The 17,578-nt window shown below is 34.3% G+C and carries 28 protein-coding genes; all 28 read right to left on the bottom strand.

Annotated features, from left to right (window positions below; translation table 11 throughout):
* Positions 1–2: 2 nt before the first annotated feature.
* Positions 3–797 carry a 4Fe-4S binding protein gene (locus ABID14_RS01655; protein ID WP_354366709.1) on the bottom strand — a complete coding sequence of 265 codons (795 nt, stop codon included), beginning with the start codon at positions 795–797 and terminating at the stop codon, positions 3–5.
* 49 nt (positions 798–846) lie between these two features.
* A complete protein-coding gene (locus ABID14_RS01660) occupies positions 847–993 on the bottom strand; it encodes a CD1871A family CXXC motif-containing protein (protein WP_435529938.1) in 147 nt (48 codons plus the stop codon).
* A gap of 15 nt (positions 994–1,008) precedes the next feature.
* Entirely contained in the window at positions 1,009–1,482 is a 474-nt protein-coding gene (locus tag ABID14_RS01665) for a dihydrofolate reductase (RefSeq protein ID WP_354366711.1), read from the bottom strand.
* A gap of 749 nt (positions 1,483–2,231) precedes the next feature.
* Entirely contained in the window at positions 2,232–2,591 is a 360-nt protein-coding gene (locus tag ABID14_RS01670) for a phage holin, LLH family (RefSeq protein ID WP_354366712.1), read from the bottom strand.
* An 11-nt stretch (positions 2,592–2,602) separates the two neighbouring features.
* On the bottom strand, positions 2,603–2,887 hold the full coding sequence (locus tag ABID14_RS01675; protein WP_354366713.1) for a hypothetical protein: 285 nt from the start codon (positions 2,885–2,887) through the stop codon (positions 2,603–2,605).
* On the bottom strand, positions 2,854–3,672 hold the full coding sequence (locus tag ABID14_RS01680) for an NlpC/P60 family protein (protein ID WP_354366714.1): 819 nt from the start codon (positions 3,670–3,672) through the stop codon (positions 2,854–2,856). The genes ABID14_RS01675 and ABID14_RS01680 overlap by 34 nt, the downstream gene beginning before the upstream one ends.
* A gap of 10 nt (positions 3,673–3,682) precedes the next feature.
* Positions 3,683–3,937: a hemolysin XhlA family protein gene (locus ABID14_RS01685; protein WP_354366715.1), complete on the bottom strand. Its 255-nt coding sequence runs from the start codon at positions 3,935–3,937 to the stop codon at positions 3,683–3,685.
* 44 nt (positions 3,938–3,981) lie between these two features.
* A complete protein-coding gene (locus ABID14_RS01690) occupies positions 3,982–4,119 on the bottom strand; it encodes a hypothetical protein (RefSeq protein ID WP_354366716.1) in 138 nt (45 codons plus the stop codon).
* Between the two features lie 58 nt (positions 4,120–4,177).
* Positions 4,178–4,474, bottom strand: coding sequence for a hypothetical protein (locus tag ABID14_RS01695; RefSeq protein ID WP_354366717.1), 297 nt, complete (start codon positions 4,472–4,474; stop codon positions 4,178–4,180).
* Positions 4,475–4,699, bottom strand: a complete 225-nt coding sequence (locus ABID14_RS01700) for a hypothetical protein (protein WP_354366718.1) — start codon at positions 4,697–4,699, stop codon at positions 4,475–4,477.
* A 122-nt stretch (positions 4,700–4,821) separates the two neighbouring features.
* Positions 4,822–5,106 (bottom strand): hypothetical protein, encoded by a 285-nt coding sequence (locus ABID14_RS01705; protein WP_354366719.1) that lies wholly within the window; start codon positions 5,104–5,106, stop codon positions 4,822–4,824.
* Positions 5,107–5,117: 11 nt separating this feature from the next.
* Entirely contained in the window at positions 5,118–5,663 is a 546-nt protein-coding gene (locus ABID14_RS01710) for a hypothetical protein (RefSeq protein ID WP_354366720.1), read from the bottom strand.
* Positions 5,664–5,667: 4 nt separating this feature from the next.
* Complete coding sequence (locus tag ABID14_RS01715; protein WP_354366721.1) at positions 5,668–6,492, bottom strand: putative phage tail protein; 825 nt, start codon at positions 6,490–6,492, stop codon at positions 5,668–5,670.
* Between the two features lies 1 nt (position 6,493).
* Entirely contained in the window at positions 6,494–6,829 is a 336-nt protein-coding gene (locus tag ABID14_RS01720; protein WP_435529939.1) for a phage tail fiber protein, read from the bottom strand.
* A gap of 1 nt (position 6,830) precedes the next feature.
* Entirely contained in the window at positions 6,831–7,889 is a 1,059-nt protein-coding gene (locus ABID14_RS01725; protein ID WP_354366723.1) for a baseplate J/gp47 family protein, read from the bottom strand.
* A gap of 4 nt (positions 7,890–7,893) precedes the next feature.
* On the bottom strand, positions 7,894–8,337 hold the full coding sequence (locus ABID14_RS01730; protein WP_354366724.1) for a DUF2634 domain-containing protein: 444 nt from the start codon (positions 8,335–8,337) through the stop codon (positions 7,894–7,896).
* A gap of 1 nt (position 8,338) precedes the next feature.
* Positions 8,339–8,719 (bottom strand): DUF2577 family protein, encoded by a 381-nt coding sequence (locus tag ABID14_RS01735; protein ID WP_354366725.1) that lies wholly within the window; start codon positions 8,717–8,719, stop codon positions 8,339–8,341.
* 4 nt (positions 8,720–8,723) lie between these two features.
* Entirely contained in the window at positions 8,724–10,106 is a 1,383-nt protein-coding gene (locus ABID14_RS01740; RefSeq protein ID WP_354366726.1) for an XkdQ/YqbQ family protein, read from the bottom strand.
* Positions 10,103–10,723, bottom strand: a complete 621-nt coding sequence (locus ABID14_RS01745; RefSeq protein WP_354366727.1) for a hypothetical protein — start codon at positions 10,721–10,723, stop codon at positions 10,103–10,105. Before ABID14_RS01745 ends, ABID14_RS01740 begins: the two co-directional genes overlap by 4 nt.
* Entirely contained in the window at positions 10,723–12,825 is a 2,103-nt protein-coding gene (locus tag ABID14_RS01750; RefSeq protein ID WP_354366728.1) for a phage tail tape measure protein, read from the bottom strand. Before ABID14_RS01750 ends, ABID14_RS01745 begins: the two co-directional genes overlap by 1 nt.
* A 168-nt stretch (positions 12,826–12,993) precedes the next feature.
* A complete protein-coding gene (locus tag ABID14_RS01755; protein ID WP_354366729.1) occupies positions 12,994–13,398 on the bottom strand; it encodes a phage tail assembly chaperone in 405 nt (134 codons plus the stop codon).
* Between the two features lie 10 nt (positions 13,399–13,408).
* Entirely contained in the window at positions 13,409–13,843 is a 435-nt protein-coding gene (locus tag ABID14_RS01760) for a phage tail tube protein (RefSeq protein WP_354366730.1), read from the bottom strand.
* Between the two features lie 12 nt (positions 13,844–13,855).
* Positions 13,856–14,965, bottom strand: coding sequence for a phage tail sheath subtilisin-like domain-containing protein (locus ABID14_RS01765; protein WP_354366731.1), 1,110 nt, complete (start codon positions 14,963–14,965; stop codon positions 13,856–13,858).
* Positions 14,958–15,392, bottom strand: coding sequence for a phage tail terminator family protein (locus ABID14_RS01770; protein ID WP_354366784.1), 435 nt, complete (start codon positions 15,390–15,392; stop codon positions 14,958–14,960). The genes ABID14_RS01765 and ABID14_RS01770 overlap by 8 nt, the downstream gene beginning before the upstream one ends.
* Entirely contained in the window at positions 15,385–15,825 is a 441-nt protein-coding gene (locus ABID14_RS01775) for an HK97 gp10 family phage protein (RefSeq protein WP_354366732.1), read from the bottom strand. Before ABID14_RS01775 ends, ABID14_RS01770 begins: the two co-directional genes overlap by 8 nt.
* Positions 15,813–16,151 carry a phage head completion protein gene (locus ABID14_RS01780; protein ID WP_354366733.1) on the bottom strand — a complete coding sequence of 113 codons (339 nt, stop codon included), beginning with the start codon at positions 16,149–16,151 and terminating at the stop codon, positions 15,813–15,815. Before ABID14_RS01780 ends, ABID14_RS01775 begins: the two co-directional genes overlap by 13 nt.
* Position 16,152: 1 nt before the next feature.
* A complete protein-coding gene (locus ABID14_RS01785; RefSeq protein ID WP_354366734.1) occupies positions 16,153–16,428 on the bottom strand; it encodes a head-tail connector protein in 276 nt (91 codons plus the stop codon).
* Positions 16,429–16,443: 15 nt separating this feature from the next.
* On the bottom strand, positions 16,444–17,577 hold the full coding sequence (locus ABID14_RS01790) for a phage major capsid protein (RefSeq protein ID WP_354366735.1): 1,134 nt from the start codon (positions 17,575–17,577) through the stop codon (positions 16,444–16,446).
* Position 17,578 lies beyond the last annotated feature (1 nt).

The raw sequence follows: 17,578 nt of genomic DNA on the forward strand, positions 1-17,578 counted from the left end.
TCTTATTTAAAATTTCTGTTTATAGCATTAGTTGGACAAGCCTTCCTGCATTTGTCACATCTAATACATTCTAAACTGTTTTGTTTAAGTCTCATATCCACATCCATATCACATATACTTTTACATTTACCACAATTAATACACTTCTCTACTAAATAACTATATTTCAAAAATGAAACTTTATTAAGAGGAGCATAAAAAGCTCCCAAGGGACAAATAAATTTACAAAATGGTCTGTAAATAATCACTGATAGTGCTGTAATTGAAAATAATACCAAAAATTTCACTATAAATAAATTACCCAAGCTAGCTCGAATTGGTTTACTCGATATAGCAAGTGGAATTCCTCCTTCTAATATACCTTGAGGACAAATGTATTTGCAAAAATATGGAATAGTGGCACCAAACTCATTTGCAAAAAACACAGGCATAATCCAAACAACAAATATAAGAACGATAAATTTAAAACTCTTTAAAAACTGTAATTTTTCAGTAGAATACTTTCTAGTCTTAATTTTAAAAATAATATCTTGAAAAAATCCAAAAGGGCATAAATATCCACACACAAATCTTCCAATCAAAGTTCCAAAAAACATTATCATTCCAGCAACATAGTAGGAAAAATTATATTTAATACCTCCTACTACTGCTTGAAAAGCCCCTATAGGACAAGCTCCTATAGCTGCAGGACAAGAATAACAATTTAAACCTGGTACACAAAATTTTTTAAAATTCCCAGAATAAATATTACCTCTAAAAAAATTCTGTATCTTAAAATTTGTAAAAAAAGTGACCATTAGTTGGATAAAATGCCTTTTAGAATTAATGAAAAATTTATATATCTTTTCAACCAATTCCAATACACTCCAGACATATTCTAATAGCCTTAGAAATCACAGATTGTGACTCTCCTCGATATGAACCGTATGAAATAAATAATATTGATAGAAACAAAAAAATATAAGGCATATACTTACTATATTTTTCATTCATATAGCTACACCAATCTTATTTTCTTTTCCATATTTCGTGGTAAACATTGTATTTTGGATCTTCAATTCTTGTTTTTTCTACCAATTTAAAGCCCTCAAAGCTTGGAATAAAAGTATCTGCCTTTTCTGCAACCATATCTACTCTAGTAATAAGTAATGTGTCTAATCTATCCCACAAGAGTTTTATAATCTCAGCACCACCTACTAGATAAGCTTCTTTTTCTGGAAATTTCTTAAGCAATTCATCTAGTTCTTCTACTGAATTAACATAAAATAAATCTTTCTTATTTTCTCTTTTTTGTCTTGTAAATACGACAGAAATCCTATCAGGTAATTGCTTGCCAATAGCATCAAAAGTTAGTCTACCCATTATAACAATATTATTAGTTGTATAATTTTTAAACATTTCTAAATCATTATCGATAAAAACAATCTGTTCTCCATTACAAGCAATAGCATTTTTGTTGTCAGCTAAAATAAGTAATTTCATAAAATACCTCCATTTAATTTACACTATAATTGTACCAAATAAAGAATTTAAATAAAAATAAAAGATATATCTCAAAACTATTTTTGAAATATATCTTTTAATGTAGTACGGAAATATATAAATATATTGAATTAAGCATATTATTAATAATAGGCAACTTTTAAAAAATATAATTCCCTAAATGTTATAAAATAGCCATTTATTGATAACTTGGTGCGGAAAGTGCGAACCCAACAACATACATACAAAAAACAATTACTTTAAAAATTGCATAAAACTAAACTTGCTTTTATTTTTGATTCTTTTAACTTTTTTTATTTTTGTTACGTTTAATGTATTGTTTTAACTTAATTATATTGTAACTTATGTGTAACCAAAGTCAACACCTTTCCAAATTTATTTTTTATAAAATATACCTTGAAAAATATTAATTTACGTACTAAGATATAGATACATCATAAAGATGGCTTTAGTATTTTATCAAGCCTTTAAAGCTTGTGGATTGAAATTATTTGAGTATTTTCAGGTAAAAAATATAAATAAATACTAAAATGCATTAGAGAGCCTTAATCGGCTCTTTTTTTGTACTTTAAGTTTAGTAATACAATTCATTAACAACTTATTTAAACGCTATATAACCAATCCTCACAAACATTTTTAACATATTTACAACTCAAAATACATATGTTCTAAAATAAACAAAAAAATAAGGGTAGATTTTGTATTCTACCCCTTTATACATAGCTTTATTATTTTTTCTCAACATATTCCTTTGTCTCAATTAGATTTACCACTGGAGGGTCTTTTTCAATTTCGTCTTTCCATCTGTTTAACTCTAAGACTGCTGACTCAATCATTGTATCTAATTCTGCATCACTGATTTTTATATTTTTATCGTTTAAATACTGCAATACATATTGTTTTTTTAGATTACCTTGACCGCTTTTTGTATAAATTTGTTCCGCCGCTCTTACTGCAATTGTCACGCTATCCATTACACTTTTAACTTTATCTTGTCCATATTTTTGTTTTAAAAGTGGTATTAGTACTCCAGTTACCAATATTGATACAATACTTAAAATTACATAAAAAATATTATTTATACTCATATGTTACCCCCTTATCCAAAATCGCACGGCTCATCTTTGTCGCCTCTAATAAGCCTCACAACCTCTAAAGTCTCTTTACTAACCCTTATACCTGCTAACGCCAAAACTTCGGTTTTAAAAAAACTAAACCAATTAGTAATCAGCGTATCTAAGCCAATACCACCAGTTTTAAAAGACACAAAAAGTATCGTTATAGTAAAAAGATTAACAACAAAAAGCACTTGACGGACTATTTTTTTACTAAATAATCCATCTTGCCTTTTTACATACTTATTTTTACCTTTTTGTCTTGCCATGCCACATCAGCACCTATACTTTCAAAAAGTTTTCTCACGGGTCTATCTTGCCCGTTTACGTGTATATAAGTTATACCATTTAAAATATAGCCTCTTTTAAACTCTTTTCCATTTATCAAAACTGGCACATTTTCCACGGGTTTTTTATTGATTAAATCAATATATGCTCCCGATACAAAAGCTTTACGCCCATTAAAATCTATCTCAAACCAATTGTCAGCCTTACCCGTTATTTGCACCTCTGCACCTCTTTTTAACTGACCAAGTCGGATTGAGTTAACGTGATTTCTCGCTCTAACATTTAAAACATTAGTGCTTACCTTACCTTTTGATTTAAAAGGCTTTATATCAACTTTAACATTTGCTTGCTCCAAAGCTACTATCCTATATCCACGTTGCCACTTAATGCGATTAATGCTATAAGTGCCGATACCTGCATAGATAGCCTCAAACACTTTCCCATTGCCTAAATAAATACCCACATGACCAAAATACTTTCCATTTTTGTCGTTGCGATACCACACAAGGTCGCCACGTTGTATATTTTTGATATCAATTTGTCTAAATCTGCTATCACCCTCAACGCCCATTCTGTGGGTTGTTACTGCCACATTTGGTCTAGTATTTAAGCCGATTTTATTTAAACCCTTTTGTACCAAACTAGAGCAATCGCTATAGCCTGCCCTACCTGCTTTGTCCGTCATGCGGTATCTTTGGGAGTATCTATTACCGTCATAAAATAATACTGCTTTTATAAATTGCTCTACTAAATTTTTATTTAACATTTGCTCTCCTTTACTTTATAACACCGTTTTGTACCGCATAAAAAAAGAAACTTACAAAAGAGCCGATTAACAAGCCAATAAACCACCTCATAGTTGTAACCAAATTTTGAACTTGGTCTACAAGATTTTTTATTTGTTGCTCAGTACCACTCCTATATTGCTCCAGTTTGTCAATGCGTGTACTATGATTATTGATTCGTGTTTCGTTTCGTTCGATTTTTTCTTTTAAATGTTGTCTATATAAGTCGCATTCTCTTTCGTCCATATGTCACCTACTTTGTAAAAAAATAGGAGGCTAAAAAGCCTCCATTAAAATTCTACTCCCGATATCTCTTTAAACTCTTCGGGTGTAATATCCCCGAATGGGTTATCCTCTGTAATCACCGCTTGTCTTAAAACATCAATACTTATCCATCTGTAGCCATATGCCATTGCCCAAAAGTCCATTAATTGTTACCCCCTTGCAGTTTCATTACCTCGATTTTTAAGTTCGTAACCTCTTGTCCTAATTGTTTTTTATTTTATCATCTTTCATTCTTTCAATCTTTAGAGTTGATATTTCCTTTGTTAAAGTTTCAGCAATACCAGCTTTTTCTTCTGTTATTTCTTCTGTCTCTTCCACGATATCGTGATTCCTTTCAGCGTAAAGTTTTTGTATTTTGTCTCGTTGCTCGTTATCAACAACAGTTAAATGTTCTTCGTCTCCTTTTATTCCCGTTACTTCTTTTACTATTTCAAACCCTAAATTTTTATCTCTAGGTTGCCAAATTATCTCGCAACCACTTTGTATATATTTATACATTTATACCTCCTCAGAAATATCAAATACCAAGCAAGTAAAGGCAAAAGTTGCCGTAAATGAATCACTAAATTTTACAGCAATTTGAGACCCTGGAGTTGCATAAAACCTTCTGGTCCTACCAGTGTCAACACTTGTCGCCTTGGTATAATCATGTGTTGCTATCGTAAAACCATATCCTAAATGAGCAACTTTCGGTGTTCCTGCCCCTACAATATTTACTACCATGTTGTTATCAATATAACCAACCCATAATTCTCCGTCTGGTACTTGTATTTTTTCATTTTTTTTAATAATGCTGCAATTGTTCTTTTTAGTTTCATGCTAAGGACACCTCCTTAGCAAGGATATTAGCCGATAACCTTAAATGCAAGCCCTGTAAAAGTCACTCCAATGTCATCGATTATTCCGTGAAAAGTTGCACCTCCCCCCAATATAATATTGAGTAATATCGGGTTAGCTACGTATTTACTATCAGCCAATGTAGATGATGAACTCCTCATATAATTACCATTTATATAAAGACCCTCCGAATAAGTTATCGTTCCTTTCCAAACTTCATTATATGGAACAGTTATCTTTTCTCTTAATTTTATGTTTATATTTAAACTTCTATCAAATTTTAATTTTGCCATATTATCACTCCTTAACTATAAGCAAGAATTTGCTCTATGATATCGCTACTTATTTCTGTTTTAATCTCTTGCTTTATTTTTTTTAAAAAATCATCAATCTCTTGTTTTGTATATCTATCACGCATAGCATCTTCCAACGCTTTACCTCTTGCACCGTCAAATGCTGTATTTTTAACCTCTCCGATTTCTAATTGCTTAGATAACTCAACATAGACATAACCCGTGTAGCGATATATCTTGCCCTCAGTTTTATCAATATAAAGCTTTTTAACATCACCTTTTTCAGGAAAATTGCCCTTTTTCTCATACATAAGCACGTCTTTATATATATCAAGGTCAGGCAACTGGTCTATAATAACTTTTTTGTGGTCATCTAAATCAGCTTTTTTAGCTAACAAATCTTTTAAAGACTCACCGTCTGTACTCAAAATCTTTAAAGCATCATTTATAGATTTTAAAAGCTCATCAATCTTATCTGTATTATAATTTAAATCGCCGACTATAACATAGTCTTCTGGTTCAGGCAAATTCAAATTATAGTTTTTTGTTTTTTGCATTTAATCACCCCTTGTACTCATTAAATTTTAACCATGTAATAGGCTCTAAATCACGCCATCTCACGTCTTTTGTCGCTTTTTCCCACGTGTTTTGCGTGTAGGTAAAACACCAATTTAAATCAGCTGGCATATTACGCTCAAGCACTCGCTCAAAGTCCTCCAAGTTATTAGGTAACCCATTTGCGACAAACTTTATCTCAAATATATAAGGCTCATCAGTCCTTGTTACCTCAACTCCTGCATCATTATTACTAAAAGCACTACATAAGTCTTTTATAGCTTGCTCGTCAATTTGTTTGTGCATCAAGCTAAGCACTGTTTGTATCTGTCTGCGTCTTTGCTTGTAACTCAAATCTTTATTAGTTACAAGTCCAAGCCTACTTTCAAAATAAGGCAATAACTCAATTGCAGTATCAAGATTTAAATTTCTGTCGACTCTAGATACTTGCTCCTCCAGGTATCTAAAACTCGTATCTAAAACTTTACATAAATTGTCAAAAGTTGGATTTATTTTGTCATACCAAGGCAAAAAGTATATTAGCATCTCATAAAAATTGATAGCCGATACAAAAATAGCTACACTCATCTCCGTGTCGTTTTGTAAGATAAGTGATTTATTTAAAATTTCGGACAATAAAAAAGAAACCTCTTTTTCTGTGTCCGTCTCTAAATCTACTTTACCCCTATCTACTTTTATGCCTTTTACGCTTAAATCATTGTCTTGCTCCAGTAACACCAGTGCAAAGTCTTGCCATTGATGACTATTTAAACTCTGCCAAGTCCTCTTATTGACCGTGTTATAACTAGACTCAAAAATTAAATTGCCCATACTATCTAAGTCTCACTATCATGTAGCCACGTGGTATTTTGTATTGAGATGCAACACCTATTGTCTTTACAACCTCAGGTGTACCTTCCCAAATTTTATGACCGCCTTTAATTGCATCATAAAGACTTATTTTAGTTACTGCTCCCCACTCCTCTTTAGCAATGGGAAATTCAATATCCAAAATATTTTGCACCTGCCCGTTGCTCGGCTCAGTAAAATTTACAAGCACCCTTTTATAACTGCCTGCTTTTAATTCCTCCGTGTTTTCTAAAGCACAATAAACTTTTCTGTTTATCAAACTTTCTTTTAATATACGGTTTTTTTCGTATACTTGCATATTATTCAATAATATTCACCTCCACAATTTCTAATTCGGGTACTTCTGTTTCAGCCATCTTCACATTTTTCATTGTTTTATTTAACTTTAAATCGCTATAATCTGCCACTCCATTAACTTTTAAAATCTCAGCACCAATTTTAGCATATGACACAAAGTTTTGTTTAAAAGATATATCATATAGATATTGCCCTATACGTTTTTTTATATCTGCTTTTACATCAATTAAATTAGCGTTTTGCGTCAATCTTACATCAACATCAACACTTATCTTTTTAGTAGTCGCACTCTCGACAGTTAAACTCTCATAACGGATTGGTGCCTCTTTTAAAATATGATTTTTAACTTTGTCAAGTAAATCTTTGCCAACCGCTTTACGATTTAAGCCGATTACTACCACTTTAACAGTTCCACCGCCTGCCCAAGTCCTAAACACTTTAGCATTCCAAATTCCGTCAACCTCTGTTGCCCACAATTTATAATGAGCAGGATTACCTGCCTTTGGTGGATTGAGTAACTTTTCGTAATATCTTTCCCTTAAATCGTCATCTGATTCTTCGTCATAACCATTTATAATTTCTTGCTCATTGCTTATGTCGCTGATACCTTGTATATAAGGTTTTGCCTTGTCTATCGCCCTTGGTAATACATTAGCATCACCACCAAAATCTTTTGATGTAACTTTTACTTTAATATTTCCACTTTCAGGTATCTCATAATCTTTACTTATAGTAAATTCAACATCACCTGCATAAAAAATTGTATCACGAGGTATTAAAGTTTTTGGTACTCCAGTTACAGTTATATATCCACTTGACTGTGTAGCTTGTTTACGCATAAGTCCTGCTATTTGTAAGACCCTAGTCTCTAACTCCTCATCTTCCAAATTGTCGACATTAAATTTTTTAAATAACTCTAGTATTACCCTTTGTCCTTCCTCAAAAATTATAGCAGTTGCCGACAAAATATCATAACTAAAGCTATTAGGTGACTTATCCTCGGTATTGCTCAAATTGTTAAGCATTACCTTTAAAAATTCCTCTTGCGTTCTTTCTTTCATTTCGTCACCCCCTCACAATTAAGTTATCGACAATCATTTGTCCATATATCGTGATAGCTTTAAAGCTAATGTACAAAATACCCTCGTCAAAATTTACTTTAAATTCCTCAAGCCTTATGATATAGTCCTCTAAGGCTCTCTCTATTGCCTCTTTACAATATCTTTCAGCCTCTGAGTTTACATAACCTTGTGTATAAGCTTGACCTATCAATGTCTCTAACTCGTGCCCATACGACCACGGAAATACAACCCATCTATACCTTTCTGACATAAAAAGTTTCCAAATTTTTATTTTTAAAGCATCATTTTTATAAACCTTATACATTTTGCCGTCTTTATATTTAAAGTTAGCCGTATCCATGTCATAAGCATACTCACAAGCAAGAGGCGGTTCTTTTAAGTTTTCCCCCACCAAGTGAGGGTCAATAAAAGGATAAAAATCTGCCATATTACCACCTCGCTATCTTAAAAATCACATATATAGTCTGTTTATCTTTAGATTGCAAACAAGCGACCAAATCACCTGCTTTTAACTCATCTTTAAAAATAATTTTTGCCTTTGGATATCCACCTGCTATATGACTATCGCCCTTACTATCTGCACCAATAAAAGGTGCACTCGGTATCTCTATCTCTCTTTCGTGACCCTTTACCCAGTACTCATCAAGTTTGATATTCTTTTTCTTATAATTAATATCACGGACTTTAATTTCCAGATCGGGCAGTGGACTTATAACCTCGCCCGTCTCGCAATATGGGAGCGACTCAAACTCGGGCGATGGGTCAAACAAATCAACTATCTCTTGTGCTCCATTATTTTTTTGTTGCAATTAATCACCCCACATATCTATAAGCCTTTTTAAAAGACCTGCCACTTTGGTTTGATATAGCCACTCCACTATATCCCATTATCCTTTTACTAACACCGCCCGACTCGATTATCCTTGTAGCATCATATTGCATAGCCAAATGTCCTTGTTGCCACAATACATCACCAGGTCTCCTATCCTTAAAAGGTATCTCTACAAAACCATGTGCCTTTGGATTACTACGCATTGAGTGACTTGTTATCCTGCCACGTGTGTTTGCACCTGCTTGTTTATACGCCCAAGTAACAAACCCCGAGCAGTCAATACCAGTTTTTGGATTGACACCGCCCCATTTATATCTAGCACCTTTAGCAGTCTCACCTATTTGTAGTACCTTTGTTGCTAAACTGCCACCACTACTAGATATAGTGTTATCAACCGATACAGTGTCGCTTGATTGCTCCTCTTGCACTGATGTATCAATATCCTCCATCATATTTTCAAACGCCAGCTCTAAGTCCACAACATGATAGTTGTTAGCAAATGTATGTTTATCACTTACTATATAAAACTTACCATTTAAGCCAGTAAAAGGCTCTTTTATTGTCACGGCATTACCCGTGATTAAATCAAAATCACCTTTACAACGCACGCTCGCAGTCCTATCAATATCTTTAAGCATACCCTTTGCTCTTGCTTGTGCGTCCTCGTCTTTTTCTTGACGATAAATTTCGATAATCCCGACTATCGTGTCATTTGTTACCTCGCCAATTTCTTTTCCGTCTGTGTCAAACATTTTTACTTTGCTCACTACATTTTCAGCATTTTCCCCATAATTTGCATTGTATAAATTGCTTTTACCATCAAGCACATATTTAGCAACAATTTTACCTTGCTCCACAATATCCACTTGACCGTCACGCATGCGTATCATATAAGGCTTACCAGTCTTTTCATTTTCAATTTTATATGCAGTAAAAACAATATTATATATAGTTTCAATATCAAATTTTCTGTCAATCGGACTGCCACTTTCGGCATTTCCGACGCTTAAACCAATACTGCCTAATGCCTCTTGTGCAATAGCCTGTGGTGTTTTTTGCTCAAAATTAAAAGTACCTTTACTTTTGTTAGCAAGTATCAATTTATCCAAACAAGTAATACGCATAAAGTTACTATCTATCGATTTATCACGCCCAAAAACTAGACCATCAAAAATTGTAGTACCGTCATCATTTATAACTTGTACACTCGAGCCAGTCGGTATACTTATTTTTGGTAAATTTTTATCAGTACCACTGACAACAACGCCAAAGTCCAGTTGTCTAGCCGCTTGACCTTTATCGCCACTCCAACTTATAGAGTCATAAAACTTTGAGATATCTAAACCATTTGCAATTAATTTCACAATTTGATGACACCCCCTCCTTTTAGTTTTTTATAACCACTTTGTTTTAGCAGTTGACGACCATTTTTGCCATTGCCAGTTATCCTTTTACCAATAGTCCATATCGTGTCGTATTTACCAATAGTCAAAAGTGGCAAAGCCAAAGCCGAGTTTGTAGCATATTTTTTTATATCCTCAGCCTTTATGTTGCCGTTTATCACAGGGGGTTCAGTTTTAGTTGCGTTAACTCTCACATATTCTGACATTGACAAACTGTAGTATACATCTCCAGTCCCATCTTGCTCTCCAGTCGAGTAATTGTCGATTAATACCTCAAAATTATGTGGTGTTTCGGTGATTATGAGCCTTATAGGCTCGTCACTATTTGCCCACGCTCTGATTTTGTCATCATAATAAAAAGGGTCAAGCTTGACATCGCTCGATTCCAAAAAATCGTATTTTTTTGACGGAAAAAAACTGTCAATTGTAACAGTCCTAAGTCCTTTTTTGCCTTTTAAATTTATGCTCCCGACCTCGTTTAATAGCTCTGTACTATTGTTTTGAGGCTCTTCTACTTGATAAAAGGGGGTTATAGGGAGTCTTATTCGCTCCCCCTCATGCGTTAGCCAAATTTCCATCAAGCGTTACCCCCTATTCTGTTCAATTTTGCAATTTTTAACTCGTTAGCTAAACTGTTCATAATCTTATCGATATCGGCTTTCTTTCGCACGATTATTTGGTCAGCAAGCTTTGGTATCGTGATTGTAACATTGCTACTATTGTCAGTTTTGCCCATTTTATAAGCCTCTTTAACCGACTTGTCGTGTGGCAAAACTCTACTGCCACGTGGCAAGTCTACAATCTCTCCGCCACGCTCGTGTATCTGTACAATACCACCTTTCCAAAAATCAGTACCCTGGGCAAGTTGTGGTATTAAAGGTATCTTAATACCTTTACCGCCAATACCCGGTACCCACTCGGGTATTTGTATTTTATTAAGACCCGATATACCTTTGTTAATAAAGCTAATAACTCCATTCATCAAACTTTTTGCGACATTCGGAATAATACCAAGTATAGATTTAAACACATTTACAAATCCTTTTAAAGCCTTACGCCAGTTGCCAGTAAAAACACCTGCAAAAAACTCGATTATACCATCAAGCGCACCAATCAAGCCTTTTATTACCGCTTTAATTACGCCAACAACTACCTCAGTAATAGGACTAAGTGCCGACCAAACATTTACCCAAACACCTTTAAACTCTACTATCATCTGACCCAATTCCTTTAAAACTGCTCCGCCGATAATTTTTATATTTTTAAAGATATTGGATATAGTTTTACCTATACCTGGAAATATTTGCTCAGCCTTATCTCTTATTTTATCCCAATTTTTAATCAGCAGTACCGCTACCGCAATAATTGCCATAAGCACGCCAATCGCAATAAACCCAGGTCCTTTTATAAATTTAAGCATACCTCCTACTTTTCCAACCGCGTCTGATAAATCAAATAATTTAAAATTTAACTTACCACCAAGCATTATTAGGTTACCAAAAACAACTAAAATTGGTCCGACTGATGCAATTATACCTGCCCATTTTACAATGTTTTGTTTTTGCTCATCTGATAGTCCACCAAACCAGTCTGTTAGCCTTTGTATTTTGTCAATAACATTATCTAATATTGGTGCCCAAATATCTGATGTTGCCTCAAATAAATCATATCCGACTAGTTTTGCATTGTTTATCAACTGTTGTAGTTTGTCGATTGGGTCTAATGCCTCTTCAAAAGTTTTTCCCACTGCACCGCTTGCGAGTTTAGATGCATCTGCAAAATCCTCAAAGTTTAATGCACCTCGCTCAATTGCATCAAGCATAAAAGTTGCACCTTTTGTACCAAAATACTTGCTCGCCAAACTTAACTTATCCGCATCACTTGTCGCACTATTTAACTCTTTTTGTAAATCAGTTAGTCCTTTACTCAAGTCTTTACCATCTTTTGCAAATGTCACTTGTGCTTTAGACATATAAGACATAGCCTTTGACGAGTCAATACCCGACTGTTCAAAATTACCAAGTAGAGCCGTTGCTTGCTCAAATTCCAGTCCTAGCGATTTAATTTGAGGAGCACCTCTTGTCACTATATCAAATAGCTTATCAGTGCCTTGTCCAGTATCTTGTGCAGTTTTTGTCACCGCATCTAAAACTTGTGTCAACTTATCTCCCTCAAGTCCATACGCCGACATTGCCTGTTTAGCTTGTATACTAGCTTGTGACACGTCTTGACCGTTTATATCTGCAAATTTAATCATATATTCTGACGCATCTTCGAGCTCTTTTCCCGTGAGTCCAAATTGGGTGTTGACCTCGCCAATTGCATCACCGACTTTTTGCATGTCAACTGGTACATTTTTACTTACTTTTTTAAAGCTATCCTCAAAGCCTTTCATGGCATCGCCAGTCGCACCAGTTTTTGTCACAATTGTGTCCAGTGCATCATCCACATCATGCCAAGCTTTAGTACTTAAAGCACCGATAGCCAGTATTGGGGCGGTGACATTTTTTGTTAGCACCTCACCCAATCCTTTTATGTTTTTACCAGTATGCCACAAACTTTGACCCACTCTTTTATAGTGTTCTTTAAAACCTGAGAGGTGTTTGTCCACCGTTTTTAAAGGCTCAGAAAACTTGTCCACAAGCCTTAAAGTCGCATCATAGATTTTACTTTTTGCCATACTGAGCCTCCATTTCCTTTATTTCTTCCTCTATATCTTCGATTTCCCTTAAAAAAAACGCTCTAGTGATTTTTTTCTCACCATACTGCATTTTTAGGTATTTATAAGGACTCCAACCCTTTTTACGATATAGCCAATAAGCCGTCTGTACATCAGGATTGGAGTCTATTAGTTTTTTATCTCACTAACCTCATCTTCATACCCCGATAAATTTTCAATTGCTCCCGATAAAATATCCATTTCCCCTGAAAGCATCAACTTTTCTACAAGTTCACTCGGCGTATTTGCTCTAAATTTAGCCATTAGGTCTTTATTTTTAAAGATTGTAGAGCAACCCTCTACAATAGTCCTAAGTTGTGCATGATATTTTTCAATATTGACCTTATGAGCAGTTTTGCCCATTTTAATATCCATCATATCTTTTATGATTTCGCCCTCTTGCGCAGGTGTCAAAGCTTGTATGGGGAAAATAAATTCTTCCCCACCAAGTTTTTTAAGTCTGATTTTTACCTCGCCAGTCGGCAGTTCTAGTTTTCCCTCGTCAAATTGCATTAATTTTTGTAAAGTGTCCATATTTCCTCCATTATTCTTCGATTAAATCATATAACTCATAGTGTCTAAAGTTAAAAGGTAAGCTTTCTTCCGTGTCTTTTGCATGCTCAAAATCAAAAAGTGTAAGTTCCGTAAAAGTTACATTTTTGATTATAATACGCTCAGCACCAAGTGCTGTTGGGTCATCAAGTTTTCCCATTATTTTTACAACGGGTGTTCTCCCTGCCATCAATTTATCATGCATAAGTCTCAAACCCAAACTAGAGTACTTGCCTACAACTACACTTCCAGTCCCCTCTAACTCTAAAAGTTTTTTACCTTTCCACAAGTCTCGAGGTCTCACAACATCAGCATAAGACATTGCGACTTTACACTCAAACTTTTTAAGTGTAGCTAAATATTCATCATCAATCCATACTTCCCCGTATGTTCCGTTGATTATCTGTTCGTCTAATATATCTTTCACAAAATCACCTCTTTAAATAACAACCGCAACTTCGATTTCTTCGATGGCGTCAAGTATTTTGCAATATGCTTTAATAAATACTTTGTCTTTAGTGTCAGCCTCTCTAATTTCCTTAGGTTCCATTTCGTCAACTGTTCTACCGTCAATCGTTTTGTAACCCATTGAACGCAAGAATGCCTTTTGTGCCTCCATATCAATTTCTACATGTGATGAGCCTTTTGCGATAAGTCCATCTCTTTCAAGCACTTGCATATAACCTAGTATTGCACTCATCAGCAAACATTTATTGTCGTAAGAGTTAGCATACTTACCTATATAGCTATCTTGAGCCGCCCACTGTATGTCATCAGCCATTGCATCCATGATATCGACTATTTTTATTTTTCTAAACGACTCGCCCTTTATCTGACTTGTAGTCGTCAAGGAGTTGACACCTCTTGCAACCTTGATTTTCTCCCCGTCATTTAGTAGTACAAGCTCACCTTGACCGATTTTGTCTGATAACTCCTCGTTTGTATAGTGTGTACAAGCAGTTAGCTCTGGTAGCGGTGCAAATGTACAAGCAATTTGCATTGGTGTCCCTGCTATAAGACCTGCAATTCTTGCCGTATACTCGCTTGTTTTGTATTCTTTTTCTATCGTCGTCACGCTCGGCATTGTAAAGTTGATGATTTTTTCGCTATCACCTTTAATATTTGCCGATACAAACTTACAACGCTTGTCTTTGTTGTCGTTAAGTGTTTTAACCCAAGTCGCTATTTTCCCGCTATCGACCTCATCAGCAAATGGCACTGCCAAATAGTCCCATCTCAAAGTCTCAAGCTTTTTAAAAGCCTCTGTAGTCACATCAAATTTTGGTTTTGTCGCAGTTTCCGACTGCTCTACAACTAAAATAATCTTTCTCGGTGTTTGTACATATCCAATCATTGCAAGTTCAATCTGTTCTCTATTTTTTTCCGATAACCCCTCGGGTATATCTGATAATGTGTAGATATTGTAAGTTCCATTTAATTTAGTATCTTGCAACACTAAAGCTACAATACCTCTTTCACTTCTGCCAATTCTTGCAATACCTTGTTCTTCAAAACGTATATGCAAGTAAGGTAGTCCTTTTTTAGCCAATTAAATCTCCCCTTTCGTAATTAATAAATAATTTTTTCATCATTTCTCTGTTTACTTCATTTTTGATTTTGTTTACATAAAAACTAATTTGGAAACCGAAAAACAAAGAGTCATCTTTAATACTCCATGCGTTGTTTGTAATCAAAATTGACAAACCATCTATATCAATTTTGTAATTAAATATTTCCGATAATTTGTCTCCGATTTCCGCAAGCTTTATTTTGTCGCCTTTTCTGTACTGCACTATCGCAGTGTAGGTTACATAATCATTACTGTTGCTGTATGACTCCCTTTCAAAGTTTTCCATATAAACAAAAAAATAAGATTTTTTTAAGTCGCTTGTTGCCTCACTATTCAAAACCTTATCCTCAAAATTTTCATGTATTTTTTTTACTATCGATTTTCTTACATCTTTTGATTTAATCATCAAACAGTTCCCCTAATAAATCATCTATCATTTTTTCTTGTTCGTTTATGATATCCGACTCCATAGCCTTTAATTTCTTTTCAGCAAAAAATTTGCCCTCAACAAAATCTTTGCCCTTTGGATTTTCAACATCGCCACGTCTACCTACTCTGTGTCCTCTTTCCATAAGGTGAAAATGGGGTCTTTTGTTGCGTATTCTTTTAACATAAACCCCGTATTCTTTGGTTGTTTTTTCAGCAATCCAACCTGTGCTCAACCTTTTGTTTCGAGGTTTTTTCCTGTTACTTACTGGCGTTACTGATTTTAGTTCTTTTTTGATTTTATTGCCAAGTTTGTCGTATCTCTCGATGATTTTTCCAGGTGCTTTTTTTTCGATAAGTTTTAACTTATCACTAAACTTATCCAAACTTTTTAAGTCAGTTAACTCTGCCATAACACAACAACCTCCATGTATCGCCCTTGGGTTACATAGTCCATGTATGCACCAATATAGATTATCTCAGCTTTGATGTCATTAAAAACTACATAGTCATTTACCTCAATATCTTTACGACTTCGCATTTTAAACCTATAGGTCATTTCGTGTTCATCTTTTCTGTTTTTGATAAACTCTCTGCCAGTCTGTGGCAACAACTCTACCCAATCTACACAAATAAGTTTGGGCTTTTGTTCGTATTCGCCGACTTCGTTTACAACTTCTTCCAGTTCTTCTCTGTCATAAAAAAACACTTTTGTTTTATTTCTTCCTGCGTTGTACATGTCAATCACCATATTCAAGCTGATGTATCATACTTCTGACAATATAGTTCATTTCATGTTTTTGTCCTAACATATATCTTTCGTCATATAACGCTTGTATGATAGCCAGTTGTACCATTTCAGCTTTTTCTCTAAACTTTTTCTTTTTTGCTCTCTCTTTATAATTTGTGATACCATCTTCGAGATAGCCGTCAGCTATACCGATTAATCTATCAATATAGCTGTCGTCATCATCATAAGTTACTCTAAGATAGCTTTTTACTTCTTCGAGGGTCATTTTTTTACCCCCTTATTAAGCCTCTGTCGCAGTAGCCTCTGATATAGTTACATAAGCCATAGCCTCAGTATCAACTGTTTTAGCATCAAATCTCTCAATCACTCTTAATAGTGTTGCGTTTTTAGTAAAACCTGCCTCTGTTGAGCGTGCAATTTCAACGCCTTTTCTGTCATAAAAATTGACAAATTCTGCAATATCCCCAACATAAAACGGATATTTTTTAGCATCTAGTGGCAACATCTCGTCTGTTAAAACTAGCACTTTTTTACCTTTAAATAATTTTTTAGTAGTGTCAGTTAAATCTATAGTTAAAAGAGGTCTTTTATTTTCATCTTCTAATTTATCGAGATAGTCAAAGCCTGATTGATTTGTGATTATAACTGCATTATTTGCAATCGCAGGGTCTAACTTAACATTTAAAGCAGTAATTATATCTTTATAATCTTTCCCAGTCACTTTAATTTTTGCAGTTTTTAATAGTTTTAAGATTTCAGCATTTTCTGTATTTACCGCTTTTTGAGTAAAGTTATTACCAATCACGCTTATAAGTGGTAAATTTGTATCCTCTAATAAAGTGTTTGATACTGGTATAATGTCCCCATAATCTTTTACTTCCCAATTTTGTTGAGCAAATGTAATTTCAGATTGCCCAATTTCTGTTAACTCCTCAAAATTAGTAAGAGTGCCTTTTTGGTCTTTTGCAACTGGGAATTTACCCGACAAAGTATTTACTTCAACTATATTACAATAATCTTTAAGAGCGATTTTGTGTCGTCTAAACTCTTTGATTGTGTTTGCTTGTTCTTCAGGTACTAGATATCCACCCTTTTCGTCCGTATGTTCTACTTGACCTGGCGTTCCTACATTGTAAACCTCGTATTCTTTTTCGGTAACTGGTTTTCCCATTATAAGCTTATTAAATACTTTATTTACATCAATATCTTTTGCGTTGTCAATTTCTGTAGCATTTTCAACAATATTGCTAAATTCTTCTTTTTCTTCTTCCAGTGCTAAATCAAGTTCTTTTCTAGCTTGATTTAAAAGTTCGATTTTTTCGTGTGCTTCATCAATTTTTCCTTGTGCTTGCAGTTCTTTCATTTCATTTTTGATTTTTTCGATTTTGTTTTTAATATTTACGCTTTTTAACATT

It is taken from the genome of Peptoniphilus olsenii, from assembly GCF_040545475.1.
In the GTDB taxonomy this organism is placed as follows: domain Bacteria; phylum Bacillota; class Clostridia; order Tissierellales; family Peptoniphilaceae; genus Peptoniphilus_A; species Peptoniphilus_A olsenii.